This window comes from Methylophilus rhizosphaerae (assembly GCF_900100975.1).
Taxonomy (GTDB): domain Bacteria; phylum Pseudomonadota; class Gammaproteobacteria; order Burkholderiales; family Methylophilaceae; genus Methylophilus; species Methylophilus rhizosphaerae.
On sequence record NZ_FNFX01000001.1, the window covers coordinates 418,689 to 437,436 of the forward strand.

The 18,748-nt window shown below is 53.0% G+C and carries 14 protein-coding genes and 1 pseudogene; 9 read left to right on the forward strand and 6 right to left on the reverse strand.

Features of this window, described 5'->3' with window-relative positions; all coding sequences use genetic code 11:
- The first annotated feature begins 180 nt into the window (after positions 1-180).
- The 3 genes from BLP53_RS13605 (at position 181) to dhaK (ending at position 2,298) form a co-directional block, all read left to right on the forward strand.
- Positions 181-339: a hypothetical protein gene (locus tag BLP53_RS13605; RefSeq protein ID WP_176755184.1), complete on the forward strand. Its 159-nt coding sequence runs from the start codon at positions 181-183 to the stop codon at positions 337-339.
- A gap of 258 nt (positions 340-597) precedes the next feature.
- Positions 598-1,233: a dihydroxyacetone kinase subunit DhaL gene (gene dhaL / locus BLP53_RS01970; protein WP_091469074.1), complete on the forward strand. Its 636-nt coding sequence runs from the start codon at positions 598-600 to the stop codon at positions 1,231-1,233.
- Between the two features lie 66 nt (positions 1,234-1,299).
- On the forward strand, positions 1,300-2,298 hold the full coding sequence (gene dhaK, locus BLP53_RS01975; RefSeq protein ID WP_091469078.1) for a dihydroxyacetone kinase subunit DhaK: 999 nt from the start codon (positions 1,300-1,302) through the stop codon (positions 2,296-2,298).
- 21 nt (positions 2,299-2,319) lie between these two features.
- On the opposite strand, the pseudogene glnE reads toward dhaK, so the two are convergent.
- Positions 2,320-5,049 (reverse strand): annotated as a pseudogene (gene glnE / locus BLP53_RS01980) (bifunctional [glutamate--ammonia ligase]-adenylyl-L-tyrosine phosphorylase/[glutamate--ammonia-ligase] adenylyltransferase); the annotation flags it as partial.
- Positions 5,050-5,155: 106 nt separating this feature from the next.
- Here glnE and acs point away from each other — a divergent pair.
- From acs to BLP53_RS02000, 4 genes are all read left to right on the forward strand, one after another.
- Positions 5,156-7,129, forward strand: coding sequence for an acetate--CoA ligase (acs, locus tag BLP53_RS01985; protein WP_091469085.1), 1,974 nt, complete (start codon positions 5,156-5,158; stop codon positions 7,127-7,129).
- A gap of 162 nt (positions 7,130-7,291) precedes the next feature.
- Positions 7,292-8,866 carry a peptide chain release factor 3 gene (locus BLP53_RS01990; protein WP_091469088.1) on the forward strand — a complete coding sequence of 525 codons (1,575 nt, stop codon included), beginning with the start codon at positions 7,292-7,294 and terminating at the stop codon, positions 8,864-8,866.
- A 23-nt stretch (positions 8,867-8,889) separates the two neighbouring features.
- Positions 8,890-9,366 carry an ASCH domain-containing protein gene (locus tag BLP53_RS01995; protein WP_091469091.1) on the forward strand — a complete coding sequence of 159 codons (477 nt, stop codon included), beginning with the start codon at positions 8,890-8,892 and terminating at the stop codon, positions 9,364-9,366.
- A 3-nt stretch (positions 9,367-9,369) separates the two neighbouring features.
- Positions 9,370-9,753, forward strand: a complete 384-nt coding sequence (locus BLP53_RS02000) for a YchJ family protein (protein ID WP_091469095.1) — start codon at positions 9,370-9,372, stop codon at positions 9,751-9,753.
- 16 nt (positions 9,754-9,769) lie between these two features.
- Here the strand turns inward: BLP53_RS02000 and BLP53_RS02005 are convergent, their stop codons facing one another.
- The 5 genes from BLP53_RS02005 to prfB form a co-directional block, all read right to left on the reverse strand.
- Positions 9,770-10,957, reverse strand: a complete 1,188-nt coding sequence (locus tag BLP53_RS02005; RefSeq protein WP_091469099.1) for a toprim domain-containing protein — start codon at positions 10,955-10,957, stop codon at positions 9,770-9,772.
- A gap of 3 nt (positions 10,958-10,960) precedes the next feature.
- Complete coding sequence (locus BLP53_RS02010) at positions 10,961-13,732, reverse strand: ATP-binding protein (protein WP_091469104.1); 2,772 nt, start codon at positions 13,730-13,732, stop codon at positions 10,961-10,963.
- Positions 13,725-14,417: a hypothetical protein gene (locus BLP53_RS02015; RefSeq protein WP_091469109.1), complete on the reverse strand. Its 693-nt coding sequence runs from the start codon at positions 14,415-14,417 to the stop codon at positions 13,725-13,727. The genes BLP53_RS02010 and BLP53_RS02015 overlap by 8 nt, the downstream gene beginning before the upstream one ends.
- Entirely contained in the window at positions 14,407-15,681 is a 1,275-nt protein-coding gene (locus tag BLP53_RS02020; RefSeq protein WP_091469112.1) for a hypothetical protein, read from the reverse strand. The genes BLP53_RS02015 and BLP53_RS02020 overlap by 11 nt, the downstream gene beginning before the upstream one ends.
- Before the next feature lie 2 nt (positions 15,682-15,683).
- A protein-coding gene (gene prfB / locus BLP53_RS02025; RefSeq protein WP_143001348.1) for a peptide chain release factor 2 occupies positions 15,684-16,788 on the reverse strand; the annotation gives its coding sequence in 2 pieces (ribosomal slippage) (positions 15,684-16,706 and positions 16,708-16,788; 1,104 coding nt in all).
- A 167-nt stretch (positions 16,789-16,955) separates the two neighbouring features.
- On the opposite strand from prfB, the gene BLP53_RS02030 reads away from it, so the two are divergent.
- Together BLP53_RS02030 and BLP53_RS02035 are read left to right on the forward strand one after the other, a co-directional pair.
- Positions 16,956-17,612, forward strand: coding sequence for a DUF47 domain-containing protein (locus tag BLP53_RS02030; protein ID WP_091469119.1), 657 nt, complete (start codon positions 16,956-16,958; stop codon positions 17,610-17,612).
- A 9-nt stretch (positions 17,613-17,621) separates the two neighbouring features.
- Positions 17,622-18,623, forward strand: coding sequence for an inorganic phosphate transporter (locus tag BLP53_RS02035; RefSeq protein WP_091470373.1), 1,002 nt, complete (start codon positions 17,622-17,624; stop codon positions 18,621-18,623).
- Positions 18,624-18,748: the final 125 nt, after the last annotated feature.

Below are 18,748 nucleotides of genomic sequence, written 5' to 3' on the forward strand. Positions count from 1 at the left end.
ACCCTGACGGGCACCCAATGTGAATACATGCAGATTCATTGACAAAAAAGTCAATCCGCGATTATACATGGCAACCCCTGCTCTTTTCAAGAGGAATGATTACCCGCCATTCACCGCACGAAATTGACCCGCAGTAAGCATGCGTTATACTCGCCCGCTGGTTTACGCGGAATGACATGAATGTCTGACTATAAATCCCTGATTATCAGGATCATGTACTGGTCGGGAGTGCTTCTCATACTCCGGCTGGTCTGGATTAGCTATGTCCTGATTAAAGTGTTCCCGGTGGCATGCCTGCTATTGGCAAGCATGCTTGGCATGGCTATCCTGTACGAATAGAGGCTACAAAACGCGAATCCTATTTCTAACTCCGCCGCCTCTCTACATCCGGCCACAATCCCAAAGGAGCAGAAAGTGTCCCCGTCAGGACTCGAACCTGAAACTAGCCCTTAGGAGGGGCTGGTGATATCCTGTTTCACCACGAGGACCGCGGCGGTATTTTAAACGCTAGCGCTTGAATACGCCAGACACAAATCATCAGACTTGCCGCATGGCAGTGCTTATGGGTAACATAAAGTTTTACCCGGCCACCCCATCATGAATAGCGCAACCATCAATCACGCAGCGGCAGCCATCCGCAGTGCCATCCTGGCACATGAAGCCGATATTGAATGCCTGGACCGCGAAATCGGCGATGGCGATCATTACATTAATATCAAACGCGGTTGTGAAGCCATTGCCAGCATAGAGGCAGAACTGGCGCCATTGTCCGCGACCGACGCCCTGAACAAAATCGGCATGAAGTTGCTGAGCACCATTGGCGGTGCCTCCGGCCCCTTGTTTGCCAGCTTTTTCATGGGTATGAGCAAGAGCCTGAAAGCCAGCGCAACTATGAATACCCTGGTGCTGGCACAGGCATTTGAAGCGGGTGTGCAAGCCATTATGCAACGTGGCAAAGCACAAGCAGGTGAAAAAACCATGCTGGATGTACTGATTCCGGTCGCCAGTACATTCAAGCAGCTAGCCGACCAGGGCGAGCCAACCTCGGTGATTACCACACGATTAAAAATTGTCACCGGTGAAGGGCTGGAATCGACACGCAATATGCTGGCAACCAAAGGGCGTGCGTCAGGTTTGGGCGAACGTGCCATCGGCCACCTGGATGCAGGTGCCAAAAGCTGCCAGGTCATGATAGAGGCCGTATGTGACCTGGTTTCAAGTCATTCACAATAGGTATCAAAAAACAGCAACGCGTACCGCACAATTTTGCAATGACCTCAGCACAAGGATAGAGCAACGATGAAAAAATTTCTGAACGATGTAGAGCATATGCTGACCGAAAGCCTTACCGGCTTTGCCACCGCGCACAGTGATCTGGTTGAAGTGCAATTCGACCCCACCTTTGTCACCCGCAAACAGAAAGCCCAAAACAAGGTCGCCATTATCTCCGGCGGCGGCTCAGGCCATGAACCCTTGCATGCCGGCTATGTGGGCGCAGGCATGCTGGATGCCGCCTGTCCTGGCCAGGTCTTCACCTCACCCACGCCAGACCAGATGCTGGCCGCAGCGGAAGCCGTGCATGCAGGCCAAGGCGTCCTGTTTATCGTCAAAAATTATGCAGGCGATGTCATGAACTTTGAAATGGCCGCGGAAATGTTGCCGTTTGAACATGCCACGGTCTATACCTCAGATGACTGTGCCGTAATCAACAGCACCTATACCACCGGCAGGCGTGGTGTCGCTGGCACAGTAATCGTCGAAAAATGCGTAGGCAGCCTGGCGGAAACCGGCGCAGACCTCGCTGCCTGCAAAACATTGGGGGAGAAAATCAACCAGCGCACCTCCAGCATAGGCGTTGCACTGACCAGTTGCACCGTACCAGCGGCTGGCCGCCCGACCTTCGAGATTACCGATACTGAACTGGAGATGGGCGTGGGCATACACGGCGAGCCCGGGCGTCGCCGCGAAACCATGCGTGAAGCAGATGCCATTGTGGCAGACATGGTGGCCGCGATTGTGCATGACTTCAAAGCCAAGCAATTACCGGCTCAGGGCGAGATTCTATTACTGGTCAATGGCCTGGGCGCTACACCCTTGATGGAGTTGTACCTGATTTACAACACGGCCGCCAGGTTACTGCAAGAAAAGGGATTTTCCGTTGCCCGCAGCCTGGTAGGTAATTACGTCACCGCCATTGATATGGCAGGCGCCTCCATCACGGCCTGTTTGCTGGATAATGACATCAGGCGGCATTGGGATAGCCCGGTGCATACGCCTGCTTTACGCTGGGACATGTAAATAAAAACACCAGTACTTTATTCAAGTAGCAAACACGGCCTGCCACAACTGAGTCACCGGTTGCCGTAACGGTTCAGCCAGTGCCTTATCCACTTTTGCCGGTGCACCCTGCAGCTTGCTGGCATGTATCCATGCGCGGTATTGCCGGTAGGCTTGCTGCACCTGCTCTGCCAGCGCCCTGTCTATCAGGCCGTTCCTGGCCAGCTTGCCCAGCAAGGCAATGTTGCCGGCATTGGCTGTTAACGCTACATCATCTGCCGCATGCAACAACACCAGATACTGCACAATAAATTCCACATCGATAATGCCGCCCGCTTCATGCTTGAGGTCAAATAGCGCAGGGTCTAACCGGTGGGACGCACGCATTTTCTGGCGCATTTCCACAATCTGTGGCCGGAGATCGGCCGACTGGCGCTTTGATTGCATCACTTCCAGGCGGATACGTTCAAACTGCTCGCCTACTAGCGCATCACCTGCCACAAAGCGTGCGCGGGTAATGGCCTGGTGCTCCCATACCCAGGCCTTGTTTCTCTGGTAGTCACCAAATGCATGGATGCTGCTGACCAGCAAACCACTACTTCCATCCGGACGTAACTGCAAATCGGTTTCATACAGCAAGCCGGCATTGGTCAGCGTGTTAAACCAGGTATTCAACCGCTGTGCATATTTTGCATACACTTCTTGTGCCTGATCGGCATCATCGTCATACAAAAAGATAATATCCAGGTCAGATAAATAACCCAGCTCCTTACCGCCCAGTTTGCCATAGCCAATCACGGCAAACTGCGGTGTTTGCCTGTGCCTCGATGGCAGGTTCTGCCAAACCGTGGCCAGGCTTACCTGCAGAATCACGTCTGCCAGCGCACTCAAATCATCCGAGATCGCCTCCAGTGGCAAGGCAGTCATGAGGTCCTGTGCAGCAATTTTCAGGATATTGGCATGCTTGAAATGGCGCATGGCATCCATCTGCGCTTCAACATCGCCAGCCAAATGCGCCATATGCTGGGTCAGTTCGGCTTTTAACTGCACGGCATCCAGCCGCCTGAACAAGGTTTGCTTGTTCAGCAACTCATCCAGCAATACAGGATGGGCGGACACATACTGTGCAATCCACGGGCTGGCGGCACATAACTTGACAATCAGGGCCAGGGCATCGGGGAATTCGGCCAGCAAGGCCAGGTAACTGGCACGGCGGCAGATACTTTCCAGCAGGTCCAGCGTGCGTATCAGCGCGGTATCAGGGGTGGTGCTTTGTTGTTGTGCCGCCTCGCGCAACAGCAAGGGAATCAGCTGATCCAGGCGGCGCCTGCTTTGTTCCGGTAACTGCTGGAATTTCTGGCTGGTGCGGGTATGTTGCAATAGCTGCCACATATCAACAGGCCGGGTATAGCCTTGCTGCTGCAGCCATTGCGCTCCTTCCGCCTCAGGCGTGGTGCCCTGCCAGATAGTCGCTTCCTGCTGCATATCCTGATTTTGCTCGTCTCTGAACGTATCATCAAAGAAGCGCTGCACACGGTCGCGATGCCGGTTAAGCTCCAGGATAAAACTATCCCAGTCCGCATGCTTGAGCATGCCGAGCAGGTAACGACGATAGGTTTCGGAACCAGGCAGATCCTGTGTTTGCTGGTCATCGATATACATCAGCCGATGCTCCAGATTACGCAGGTAAATATAGCTTTCCTGCAGCGCAGCCACATCCGCTGCCGGTAATATATCGCGCTCCGCCAGGCGCGCCAGCACTGCCAGGGTCGGCTTGATTTGCAAATCCGGCAGTTTCCCGCCGCGGATCAGCTGGAACACCTGTGCAATAAACTCGACTTCGCGGATCCCACCACGGCCAAGCTTGATATTGTCTGACATGCGGCGCTGCACCACATCACGCTGAATCTGCGTTTTCAAGTCACGCATGGACGCATACGCATTGAAATCCAGGTACTTGCGGAACACAAATGGCCGGATCAGCCGGTTTAGTGCGTCAGCGGGGCCGTAAACCACGCGGCCTTTAATCCAGGCGTAACGCTCCCACTCGCGGCCATAGTTCTGGTAGTAATCCTCCAGCGCATCCAGGTTGCAAACCAGCGCGCCCTCTGAACCAAACGGGCGCAACCGCATATCCACGCGGAAGACAAACCCATCCGCCGTCACTTCATCCAGCGCTGCAATGATTTTTTTACCTAACCGCGTAAAAAAGTCCTGGTTACTGATGGATTTTTCACCATCGGTCACGCCTTCCTGCTCATAGGCAAAAATCAGGTCAATATCGGAAGACACGTTGAGTTCGCGCCCGCCCAGTTTACCCATGCCTACCACAATCAGTCGCTGTGCTTGCCCGCTGGCATCGCGCGGCATTCCGTAAGTATCCGCCAGGCGTGCATGATAAAAATCGGCCGCGGCCGTAATCGCAGACTCTGCCAGCGCGCTGGTGGTCTCGACCACTTCGGCAAAGTCCGCCAGGCCATTGAGGTCGCGAACGATTATATGCGCTATCAAGCGTTGCCGGATCAGCCGGATTTGTTGCAAAAAAACAGACTCTTCAATATTTTTTTCATATAAAAACAAAGTGTTAACGTCTTCAGTCTTATATGTCTTATATAAGTTGTCTAACAAATCAGTCAGAAAATCTGTATTTTTTGTGACGAATCTGGCAAAAAACGGGCTGCACTCCGCAGCATGGTGCAAATACGCCGCTTCTGTAGACGGGACCTGCTTTTCTGTTAGAATTTGGGCAAGCTGTTGCATGAGTTTTTGCTCTTGTAATGAGTTGTGTGCTCGGAGAGTTTGTCAATCAGAACCAAAACAATAATACCTGAGGTTCGCTCACACTTTCATTTTTTGACATTGATTTTTGGGGGACGCTATGTCTATCGAATCTGTACTTCATGAACGCCGTGTATTTGCACCAGGCAAGGATTTTTCCAGCCAGGCAGCAGTGGGCAGCATGGAGGAATACCAGCGCCTGCATACAGAAGCATTGCAGGATTACGAAGGATTTTGGGCCAGACTGGCGCGCGAGTTATTGATCTGGCACAAGCCATTCACCAAAACGCTGAACCAGGACAATGCGCCGTTCTACAAGTGGTTTGAAGATGGCGAGCTGAACGTCTCCGCCAACTGCCTCGACAAGCACCTGCAAACCATCCCCAACAAAACCGCCATTATTTTTGAAGCCGATAACGGCGACGTCAAGAATGTCACTTACAAAGCGCTCTACCACCAGGTTTGCCAGTTTGCCAATGGCCTGAAATCATTGAACCTGGTCAAAGGTGACCGCGTCATTATTTACCTGCCCATGGGCATTGAAGCCATCGTCGCCATGCAGGCCTGCGCACGCCTGGGCATTATCCATTCCGTCGTCTTCGGCGGCTTTTCGGCCAAGAGCCTGAATGAACGCATTATTGATGCGGGCGCGGTAGCAGTCATCACATCAGACGGCCAGCATCGCGGCGGCAAAACCCTGCCATTGAAGCAGGCGGTGGATGACGGCATTGCCATGGGTGGCTGCGACAGCATCCGTAATATTGTGGTGTTCAAGAAAACCGGCCAGGAGATTACCTGGAACGACAAATGCATCTGGTGGCATGACCTGATTGCCGGCAAGGCTGACGAATGCGCGCCTGTCATGGTGGAGGCCGAGCACCCGTTATTCCTGCTCTATACTTCCGGCTCTACCGGCAAGCCCAAGGGCGTACAGCACAGCTCCGCCGGTTACCTGCTGCATGCCATGAATACCATGCGCTGGACCTTTGACATCAAGCCCGACGATATCTACTGGTGTACGGCAGACGTAGGCTGGATTACAGGCCACAGCTATGTCACCTATGGCCCGCTTGCCATCGGTGCCACCCAAATCGTATTTGAAGGCATCCCGACTTTCCCGAATGCTGGCCGCTTCTGGGAAATGATCCAGCGTCACAAAGTCAGCATTTTCTATACCGCACCGACCGCGATTCGTTCGCTGATCAAAGCCGGGGAAACCGATTTCACTACCCACCCTAACCACTTCGATTTATCCAGCCTGCGCTTGCTGGGAACGGTGGGCGAACCCATCAATCCGGAAGCCTGGATGTGGTACGAGCAGGTTGGTGGCAGCCGCTGCCCGATTGTAGACACCTTCTGGCAAACCGAAACCGGCGGCCATGTGATCACGCCCCTGCCTGGCGCGACCAAACTGGTACCGGGTTCCTGTACGCTGCCCTTCCCCGGCATAGACATTGATGTCGTGGATGAAACCGGTAAAGAAATCCCATGGGGCACTGGTGGCTTGCTGGTGATCAAGAAACCATGGCCCTCCATGATACGTACCATTTACAACGATCCTGAGCGCTTTATCGCCAGTTACTACCCGGCCGAGCTGGGTGGAAACATTTACCTGGCCGGTGATGGCGCCGTCCGTGATGCCACCACTGGTAACTTCACCATCATGGGGCGTATTGACGATGTGCTGAACGTTTCCGGTCACCGCCTGGGCACCATGGAAATCGAGTCGGCACTGGGAGCTAATCACCTGGTGGCCGAATCTGCGGTTGTGGGTAGGCCGCACCCGATCAAGGGGGAATCTGTGGTGGCCTATGTCGTCCTCAAAGGCAAGCGCCCTGAAGGTGAGGAAGCTAAAAAAATTGTCACAGAGTTACGTGAATGGGTAGGCAAGGAAATCGGCCCGATTGCCAAACCGGATGAAATCCGTTTTGGTGACAACCTGCCCAAAACCCGCTCCGGCAAGATTATGCGCCGCTTGTTGCGCAGCCTGGCAAAAGGCGAAGAAATTTCCTCCGACATTTCGACGCTGGATAACCCTGCCATCCTGGACCAGCTGAAACAGGCGGTCAGTTAATCATTGCCCTCAGGTAACCTTACGATGGAAGGCTTGATTATCCTGATTGTTTTCGCCGCAGTGGCCCTCTTCCTGATGCGAAAATAATCCGGCCAGGGCCTGGTGAGGCCCAATGTCAAATCTGGGTTAAAATAGCGCTTTTTCCCAAAGCGCTATTTTTTCATGTCCAGCCTGCAGCAAGAAGTTTCCCGCCGTCGCACCTTTGCCATTATTTCGCACCCGGATGCGGGTAAAACCACCCTGACAGAAAAACTGTTATGGTTCGGTGGCGCGATCCAGGTCGCCGGTGAAGTACGCGGCCGTAAAGCTGCGCGCCATGCCACATCAGACTGGATGGAGCTGGAAAAGCAGCGCGGCATTTCTGTGACTTCCTCCGTGATGCAGTTCCCCTACCGTGAGCACATGATCAACCTGCTCGACACGCCCGGCCACGATGACTTCTCCGAAGATACCTACCGCACACTGACCGCGGTGGATTCGGCTGTGATGGTGATTGACTCGGTCAACGGTGTGGAAGCGCAAACCATCAAGCTGCTTAACGTCTGCCGTATGCGCGACACGCCGATTATCACCTTTATTAACAAGCTGGATCGCGAAAGCCGGGCACCGATTGAATTACTGGACGAAATCGAAACCACATTAGGCATGGAATGCGCACCCATGACCTGGCCAATCGGCATGGGCAAGACTTTTCGTGGTGTCTACAACCTGGTGACTGACAGCATTCTGTTCTTTGATCCACGGGCGGAAAAAGGCACGTCTGAAACCATTCAGGGCCTGGATAATCCACGCCTGGATGAACTGATTGGCTACCAGGCTGAAGAGTTGCGTGTGGATATTGAACTGGTGCGCGGTGCCTCCAATGAGTTCAATCAAGAACGCTATTTAAGTGGCAAGCAGACACCGGTGTTTTTCGGCTCTGCCGTGAATAACTTTGGCGTGCAATCCCTACTCGACGCCGTGGTGGATTTATCACCACCGCCACAAGCGCGCAATACCGCCACACGTTCAGTGGCGGCTAATGAAGAAAAATTCGCCGGCTTTGTGTTCAAGATCCAGGCCAATATGGACCCGAAACACCGCGACCGAATTGCGTTCCTGCGCGTCTGTTCCGGCCGCTTTGAACGCGGTATGAAGATCAAGCAAGTGGCTTCCGGCAAAATGCTCAACGTTAACAACGCTATTACTTTTATGGCGCAGGACCGTACCATTATGGATGAGGCTTATTCCGGTGACATTATCGGCATCCCCAACCACGGTACGATTAAATTAGGTGACACGTTTACTGAAAACGAAGCGCTCAAATTTATCGGTATTCCCTCATTTGCACCGGAGTTTTTCCGCCGTGCTCGCATTAAAAACCCGATGAAAATGAAGCAATTGCAGATCGGCCTCAAGCAATTATCCGAGGAAGGCGCGGCACAACTGTTTCGCCCGCTGCTGTCTAACGACCTGATTCTTGGCGCAGTGGGCATGCTGCAGTTCGACGTGGTGGCGCATCGCCTGGAACACGAATATGGCGTCGATATGGTGTTTGAGCCCTATGATTGCTACACTGCGCGCTGGCTCAAGGGCTCTGACGCTGACCTGAAAGCCATTGCCGATAAATACGGCTTTAACGTCGGGCTGGATAGTGCTGATGATTACGTTTACCTGGCGCCTAACCGCGTCAACCTGCAAATGGCGCAGGAACGTTACCCGGATATCCAGTTTATGGAAACACGGGAAATTGCCTAAACTGAGGCAGTGACGGCCAGACCATGTCAACGCTAGCGCAGCCTGGCCACCTGTCAGGGCTGATCAAAGCCTTATCGTTCAAGCAACCGTTTGCCTGGCTGATTGCGAACGGCTATTTACTGGTAGACGACCGCAGCTGGGGCACGCAATATCGCGGCCCCATGCTTATTCACGCCAGCAAAGGCCTGTATGAGGAGTATTACCAGTACATCAAAGCCCATACTGACGTCCCTATCCCGGACAGGGACAAACTGGCGTATGGCGGTGTAATTGGCATTGCCAAGCTAGTGTTATGCAGCAAGCCCGGCGAATTACCTGCTGGCATCAGCCGCGAACAACGCGCGCATTTTGGTGGGGTGCATCAGGCGTATTACGGTTTTTTATTTGCGCAGGCGACGCCGTTACCGCTGATGCCATGCGCTGGCAAGCTGGGTATTTTTGAGATTGATATCGATCAACTGCTGGCTGCACCGCCTGCAGCACAAGCGGAATTGTTTTAAGCCATGAAAAACGCCTGCCCCTGTTATAGCGGAAAAACCTATGCCGGCTGCTGCCAGCCTTTGCATGATGGGCTTGCCGCACCCGATGCCGAACGCCTGATGCGCTCACGCTATAGTGCTTATGCGCTTAAATTGCCAGCCTACATTTTGCAAACCTGGCATGTCGATACACGCCCGGCTACCCTCACGCAAGAGGACCTCAGTGGTATTAAATGGTTAAAGCTGCAAGTGTTGTCGCACGAACAAGTGGATGCCGAGACGGCTTTCGTGAAGTTTGTAGCAAGCTTCCAGAATGGCCAACAGAAGAAAGCGCAATTAACAGAGCATAGCCGCTTTAAAAAGGTGGATGCGCGCTGGGTGTATGTCGATGATCAGGGCAAGACTTAAGTCCGAAATCCTGTAATCATAGATAAGACTCTTGCTCAGCTTTGTATTGATGTTGCTGCATAAAGCGGGCAAGCATGGCTAAGTCTGGATGAAGGTCAGATTGCTGCGTGATTGACACTAATTGTTGACGATCTAAATCGGTTAATGGCAGTTGCTGTTTGCAATGATTCAAGTCATCCACCTGCATACGCCATGGCTGTGCAGGTAATCCATGTGATCGCCAGAGGTCAATCGCTATCTGCGCAATCCTGATGCCTGCCGGGTCAGGGTCGCACGCGACCAGCAGTGGCGCAGGGCAGTGTTGCAGCAAATGTGAAACGGATTGCTGCCACCAGCCGGGTGGGAAGCCGGGCAACCATAGCACGGCGGTGTCAGGTTGACGCTTCGCAGCGGTACGCTCAAAACTGGTCAGGTTTTCCACACAAATCCATTGCTGCAAAGGTTGTGCGGCCTGCACTTGCGTCAACTGTAATATGCTGGCGGGGGTAAATGCCGCAAACGGCTGCGCCTGAGCCAGCATCAGACTACCGGCAGCACCCGTGAGCGTCAAGTCGGCAGAAATATATAATAGTTGCGTATGCGGCTGTATGCCATAGTTTGCCAGGTCCAGGCTGGATTCCAGCCATTGCCACTCGCTACTGGAAATGGTCTTGGTTGCATCTCTGGCAAAAAGTGAAAAATCACGGTAACTGCCGGTACGCTGGTCTGCTTTCCAGCGTATTAAAGATTGAATCAATTCACCACGTGCGATGGCCCGGCTGACTGGCATGCTATCCAGGTGATCCAATGCTGGCTGCAAGTCCGGATTTGCTTCAGCGGCAATCATCAGGCCCGCAAGCAAGCTTTGCCATTGCCTGGCAAGCGCTTCATCATCTGGCAAACCGAGTTGCTGACGCATGATTTTTTGCTGCTGCAACACCACCCGGCAAGGCCACCATTCACCGTGCCTGCGCTCTTCATATACCACCGCCCAGCCGTGATTCAACAGCCAGTCCAATAAGGTCTCGGCCATCCCTTTCTGCGCCAGGCCGGCTTTTTTGATCAAGGTATCCCAACGGCTGTTACCGCCCAGCTTCAGCCATTGCGCGAGTAAATCACGCCACTCGGCAGGCAGGGTAGCGAGCGGCCCAGGAGCAGCATCCTCATAACGCTTACGCTTTTTAGGTAAACGCGATTTGTCGAGATGCTCAACGATGACAGCCATGGGCTATGACTGCTGGCGCACCAGCACACCTACCCGTGGTGCCCAGTGCGTTTCTGGTTCTTTTTTTCTTGTCACCAGTGTGAGCATGGAAGGGTCATACACATTCACATTGTGCGTGACAGGGGTCGTGAGCAGGTATTGCGCCTTGGTGGCCTGCAAAAAGCTTGCCACACGCTTGATATTGAAAATATCCAGGTGTGCAAATGGCTCATCAATAAAAACAAAACCACCAGGGCGCGAATCTTCCATCATCAGGCCAACCAGTAAAATGAGTGACTTCATCACTTGCTGGCCGCCTGAGGCATCGCCATCATTCATGCCGGCCAGGCCTTTGTCATCAAAACCGAAACGCACCACCAGCCCCGCTTGCGACAGGCTGACATCATCCGCCGAAAACATCACGGCTTCGTGTTCCACCGCGATGCCGGCCATGTCGCCCAGTACCTTGAGGTTTTTGGTATAGCGCCCGACCGTGTGTTTCAGCACATCCACATACTGCTTGCGAGCTGCATCGGTTTGCTTGCTCGCCATCTCATTGGCGTAGCGGCGATTGTCCAGGTCCTGGCTTTGCGCTTCATAATCTGCTTTGATTTTGTTACGTAACACAACCACAGAATCATCTTTCTCCCACGATTCTGTTTCAAAGCGGCGCTCAATTTCTTCTGCTTTAATCTCGATGAGCTTTACGCTCTCCCATTTTTCCGCCAGCTGTTTATTGCTATTGGCATCCTGCCAGGTCAGCGGCAGTTGGCGTTTATCATGCCGCAAACGGATTAAACGCCTGGCCTGCTCAGCACGACCGTCGTGATTTTCCTTCTCAGCGATGTCACGGTCCAGTTCTTTCAGCCTGGTTGTATAGCCCAACTGCTCGGTTCTGGCATCACTCAGCTGTTTTTCTAACGCCTTTCGCGCTTCGGTCGCCTCGTAGGACTGCTCACCGATTTCACGCCGTTGCGCCACCAAGATATCGTATTGTGCACGTGCTTCCGCAAACTCGGCGCTGCGGCTGGCGAGTTGCATGGTGGCATTGACCCCGGCCAGGCGCGCCTTAATCACCTGAATGTCGGCATTGACCGGTTTCAAACGATCCAGCAGATCGCGTGACTGTCTTTCTATCTCGGCCAACTGTGTACGCAAAGCCTCCAGGCGTGCGCGGCCAAAACGTGGCTGCTCCGGCGCAGCAAAACGAGCTCCTCGCCGCTCCCGCAAATAGCCTTGCCGGGTTACCCAGTCCTGATTGCGCGGCAAGCTGGCCCCGGCATTCGCATCCTCCACCCGCGTGATCCCTGCCAGCACGCGCGAAACCCACTCGGGCACATCGCGGGAGAATTTGACGACTTCCAGTAGCGAGCCCTTCGGAGCTAACGGCGGCTGTGCGCGCTCCGGGACAATGTAATGGCGATATTTGAGTTGCTCGCCCAGGCTTAATGCCCGCGCTTCATCTTTTTTATCGGCGAGCAACACGATGTGGGCAGACGATGCCAGTACGGCTTCTACGGCCGCCTGCCAGCGCGTATCGGTAATTTCAACCAGGTCGGTCAGTAAATCATGGCCTATGCCTGCCTTGTCCAACGCAGACCTGAAATTGGCAACATCCATCGGCTCGGCACGCTTACCACTCGCCAGGTTTTCCAACGTATCCTTGAGTTGGGTTTCCTGTGTATTGATAGCCACCAGCTGCTGGCGCAACGCCTCCCGTTTAGCCTCCAGTGCATTCAGCTTTACCGCCTCTTCCGCACTATCCGCACCGGCTTCACCCGCCTGTTTTAACAGCAGGTCTTGTTGCTCAACCACCTTTTTCCAGCCACCAATTTCTTCATTGATGTGGTTAAGCTGCTGATTGACCTTGGTTTCCAGGGTATCAGCAAGCTCTTTACGCGTCACCAGGCTGGCCATTTCCTGCTGTTTTTGCGATTGCTGCTGTATGTGGGCAATACGCTCCTGCCGCTTCAGCAATAGGTCCCGCCTGGAGGCTTTAAGTGTATTTCTGGCGCGCTCAGCCTCTTCACTCAGGGTATAAAACGCCAGGCGTGGCTTAAACTCGCTGATTAACAGCGTCCGCTCCTGATTCAGGTTTTGCCACTCCAGATAGCGGTTCACGCGCGTTTCCATGGCTTGCAGATGATTTTCTTGCGCCCTGAGATTGTTTTCAGTGTCCTGTAACTCACGCACGGTTTGTTCTTGATGATGGCGCGCTTCCTGATAACGGGTCAGCACTTCTTCATCGCCGAACACCTCAAATACCAGCTTCAGCAGTTCCCGCTCTGAAAGCTCGCATAACTTGTCGGTTTGCCCCTGCTCAAGCGACAGCACTTTGGCGATGGCGGGAGACAGTCCTGCCGCATGCAATTGGCGTTGAAAATCCTTGACACCAAACATCTGGCCCTGGGCTTCAATCTGCTCGATCGCGACTTCGCCTTCGGCGATCCAGTATTTACGCTCCCAATCGCCGCCTTTTTTGTCGATACGACAGGCTAGCGTGATCTGGTCGTTGTTATAAAGAATGCCAAACGGGCGTTTGCTGCTGTTGATGGGGCGGCTATTGTCCACCACACCCCGCAACCAGGCAAAGCTCTCGCCGTTACGGCGTACATAACGTTTGTAATCACGCTTTTTGGAGCAATCCAGCGCGAGCAAGGTACGCAAGGCATCCAGCAAAGTGGTTTTGCCCGAGCCATTGGGGCCGACGATGGTGACGATAGACGCATCCAGTGGGACCGTAAAGCGCTGCCAGTAATCCCAATTGACGACTTCCAGATTGGTCAACCTAAACATCGCTTACATCCCCTGTCTCTTGCTCTTCATCCGCTTCGTCTTGTACGGGGGGTGCACCGAGCTGGGTGCGGATTAAATCGCCCATGGCCCCATGAATAATCCGGGGCGCCATTTCGGCGTAATCAAACACCAGGTCCAGCAAAGGACCTTCACATATCACTTTATTTCTGCGCTCAATTAAATCCAGGCGGCTTAATATACCCAAGTTAATACTGATGCGCCCCTTCCCTCCCAGCAACTTGCCGAAATCGGTCATCAATACATTTTCAGCAATGCCGCGCGACACATCTTCGCCGACGGCCTTGATAAAACTACCGAACAGATCACTTTGCTCTTCCTGGCGCTCACGCCCCAGTTGACGTTCGCGCTTGGGCAAAATAATCAAAGCCCATAACACCACAAGCAAAGCCATGGCATCTTTGGACAAGCCCCTTAAATTTAAATTACTGGCTTGCCATTGCTCACCATCATCAAACACACTACCTTCGGTTTCACGTTGCAATGCCACAGCCACATGGGCAGCAAACGGATGATCCAGCAAGCGCAGGCCGCAGGCTGCCAAACTGGTTTCCACCTCTTGCCTGAAGCTTAAATCCACCAGCAGGCGGCGCACCATATCATCTTCACGCGATAAAAAACGGCTGGCAATCAGCCTGGCGGTAAATTGCCGTGAATTAAATTCCATCTTGTGGGCTTTCTAATGGTTGCAAACTACCCGCGGTGATGCTGGCAACTTCGTTCTGGTCAATAGGCTGCAAGTGATCGGTGTCTTCATATTGCATACGGACCGGCTGGCCTGCCAATGCCGCCAGGTCAGCATCGACATTGGTTTCACCCAAAAAGGTCAGCAGGGAGTAACGATACGAGGCCGCACTAAAATCGCTGCCAACGACAAGATCGGCCAATGCCACGTTGGCAGTAATGCGTGACAACATATTATTCAGGCTTTGTAACTGTGGCGGATAGGTGAATGGCACTTCTTGCGCCTGTTCGACCTCCACCGGTGATGGCATGGTGGATACCTTCTTGTCTGCGATGTCACGCTCCAGGAATGCTTCTGCAATATCCAGCATCACATCCGGCAACACAAATAGCGGCTCAGGCACCTGGGCAAGATCAGCACCTAACTCAACCAGCTTGTCCACCGGTTGTACCGCCAGCCATGCAGCCAGTTCCGAGGAACTCAAGCCCCCCTCGGACAGCATCACGCGCTGGCGGGCAATTTTGGCCAGCTCATTCTGGAATACAGAACTCATGCGCATCATGCGTGACTGGCTATCGCCTATTTTCTGCGCAATCCGCCAACTGGCATCATCTGCAAAACCATTCTCTGACAGGCTTTTCAGGACTTCTGTGCCCTTTTCCATCCACTTCTGCGCAGCCACTAAGCGGCTCTGGGCCGCTTTTAGCCTGAATTCGGAACCGGACTGCACTGCCATTGAAAAATATGATTCCAGCTCGGACAGGCGAGCCAGCAAATTGGTGAGTGTTTCTGAATTGAGCTGCCCAACCGCACCGCCGGCCGCCACTTGTGAAAACAAAAAGCCCAGCTCATCATCGTCAGCACTGAAGCTGAGCATGTTAGACAAGGAGGACAATATCATGCGTGCCGTATGGGAAAGCTGGTACCAGCGGTGACTGGCATCCCACAACAGCAAATCATGGTCACGCAACCGCTTTAACACCGTTTCCAGCTTGGTGCCATCAATAAAGCTGAGTTGTGCCTGCAATTGCTGCGGTGTCCACTCTGTGGCATCCGCGCGTGCTGCTATCTCCCGCAGTACCGCCAGCCGGATCATCACCTCTTCACGACCACCACGGAACAGTGCAATGAGTGCTTGTATGACATGCGCAGATTGCAGCAAAGGAAATAATGCATCGATATCGCGCGCATGGATACCCGGCTTTAAGAACTCGTCAAAAGCATTCACCTCATCCGCTTCCGCCATCCTTACAACCCCTGCTTCAGGCTTTCCATAATAAATGGGTCCAGGTCGCCATCCAGCACACCTTGCGTATTGCCGATTTCAACATTGGTGCGCAAGTCCTTGATACGGCCTTGATCCAGCACGTAACTGCGAATCTGGTGTCCCCAGCCGATATCGGTTTTGGCATCTTCCAGCGCTTGTTTCTCTTCGTTGCGCTTGCTGAGTTCCAGGTTATACAACGCACCTTTCAGCATATTCATCGCCTCTTCCTTGTTGCGATGTTGTGAACGGTCATTCTGACACTGCACGACTACGCCAGTCGGCAAGTGGGTAATACGCACCGCAGAGTCAGTTTTGTTAATGTGCTGACCACCGGCACCACTAGCCCGGTAAGTATCAATGCGCAAATCCGCCGGGTTAATTTCAATTTCAATCGAATCATCCACTTCCGGGAAAATCTGCACGCTGGCAAAACTGGTGTGGCGTTTGGAGTTGGCATCAAAGGGAGATTTACGCACCAATCGATGTACGCCACTTTCAGTACGCAAGGTACCAAAAGCATAATCGCCACTGACCTTGATGGATGCGCCTTTAATACCGGCGATATCGCCTTCAGACTCTTCGAGCACTTCGACTTTGAAACCTTTACGCTCTACGTAGCGCAAATACATACGCAGTAACATACCGGCCCAGTCTTGCGCCTCGGTCCCGCCACTACCGGACTGAAATTCGATAAAGCAGTTATTCGCATCCATAGGCTGCGAGAACATGCGCTTGAACTCCATCTCAGCCACGATCTTCTCTATCTTTTGCGTATCGGCCTCAACGCTTAATAGTGTGTCATCATCATTCTCTTCGCGCGCCATTTCAAACAATTCACGGCTATCTGACAATGATTGATACACATCATCCAGCGTCATGACGACGCCTTCCAGCATGCGTTTTTCTTTACCCAGATTTTGGGCCTTTTCTGCATTATCCCAAACTTTAGGATCTTCCAGCAGACCGTTGACTTCTTCTAAACGCTGCTGCTTGTTTTCGTAGTCAAAGATACCCCCGGAGTGCGTGATAACGTTGGGTCAGGTCGCTCAGGGCGTTGGCAATACTATTGAGGTGTTCGGCTTCCATCTTCGTTTCGGCGTAGGTAAAAATGCGCATTATACCGCAGCTGGACGCGGGATTCAGGCCTGCCTTGCGGATTGGTTTTGGTAAAGAATTCATATTTTTGTCACAAAAACTGTCACAAAATAGTAAAATTGCCGTCACAAAACTTTGAACAGGATAGGGAGTTCTCAATGGCGCATGCCACCTTCGGCCGCATTATGGCTGCAATCAGCCCCAAAAATGATAATTACTTTGTGCTGTTCAACCGTTTAGCCGACTGTGCAGTGCGTGGCTCCAAAGTCCTGGCCTTAATGGCAGCCGTCGTCGACCAGGCAGATTTCCAGAAGCATTTTGCCGACATACGCAAAATCGAATCCGAAGCTGACGAATACACCAAAGAAATCCTGCTCTCCCTGCATAAAACCTTTATCACCCCGTTTGATCGCCGCGAAATCCGCGAACTGGCCATGGCGCTGGACGATATCATCGACTACATGGAAGCCATTCCGCAAAGTGCCGAAATCTATGGCCACACCAAATTCACCCCGGAAATGGTCGCGCTGGCGCAGATTCTGTTACGTGCCGCTGAAAAAGTGCGGGATGCGGTGGCCATGCTGTCCGACATGAAGAATGCCGAACGTATTCTGCGTACCTGTGAAGAGATCAGCAAGATTGAGGGGGAAGCGGACCATATCATGCGCTCCGGCATGCACAGGCTGTTTGAAGAAGACCATGATGCACGCACCCTGATCCGCTCCAAGCAACTGTATGACCTGTTTGAAGAAGCGGTCGATAGCTGCGAGGATGTGGCAGATGTCATGCATGGTGTTGTACTGGAACGCATCTAGGACACCATGATGGATCATGTGATTTTGGTCATGGCGGTGCTGGTGTTTGTCGCCCTGATTTTTGACTTTATGAACGGCTTTCATGATGCGGCCAATTCGATTGCGCTCATGGTATCCACCCGTTTACTGACACCACAGGCCGCCGTCATTTGGGCGGCATTTTTTAACTGTGTGGCCTTCCTGTTCTTTGGCCTACATGTGGCCGACACCGTGGGGAAAGGCATTATTGATCCCGCTATCGTCAACAATACGATTGTGTTTGGCGCACTGTTCGGGGCAATCGCCTGGAACGTGATTACCTGGTGGTTTGGTATTCCCTCTTCCTCCTCGCACGCATTGATCGGCGGCCTGATCGGTGCCGGCATGGCGCACTCGGGTACCAAAGGGGTGATTTTCGGCAGCAAGCTGATCAGTACCGGCCTTGCCATTATCCTGTCGCCACTGTTCGGCATGGTACTTGCCCTGCTGATATCGATTGGCATTATGTGGATATTCCGCAAATCCTCACCCTATAAAATCGAAAGCCGCTTCAACAAACTGCAATTCATCTCCTCCTCCCTATTCAGCCTGGGCCACGGCGCCAATGACGCACAAAAAACCATGGGCATCATCACGGTATTACTGTTTGCCAATGGCTATCTGCATGGCGACTTCCATGTGCCATTCTGGGTAGTGATTGCCTGCCAGCTGGCCATGGGGCTGGGTACCTTGTTCGGCGGCTGGCGCATTGTACGTACCATGGGCATGGGCATTACCAAAATCCGCCCGACGGGTGGCTTTGCAGCCCAAACATCCGGCTCAATCGCCTTGTTCCTGGCTACCAGCCTGGGCATCCCGGTATCCACGACACATACTATTACCGGGGGCATTGTCGGCGTCGGCTTATCCCGCCGCATGACGGCTGTACGCTGGGGCCTGGCATCACGCATTGTCTGGGCCTGGGTATTAACCATTCCCTGCTCTGCCATCATGGCAGCCATTGCCTACCACGTAGGCGAGAGTATTTTATAGAACAGAATGACAATAAAAGAGGCGCGTAATGCGCCTTTTTTATTTTTTGTCACATTTCTGTCATATTGAGTTTCTATGATTGCCAGCATCGCAACAAACAACAACCACACACAGGAGTGTATCCA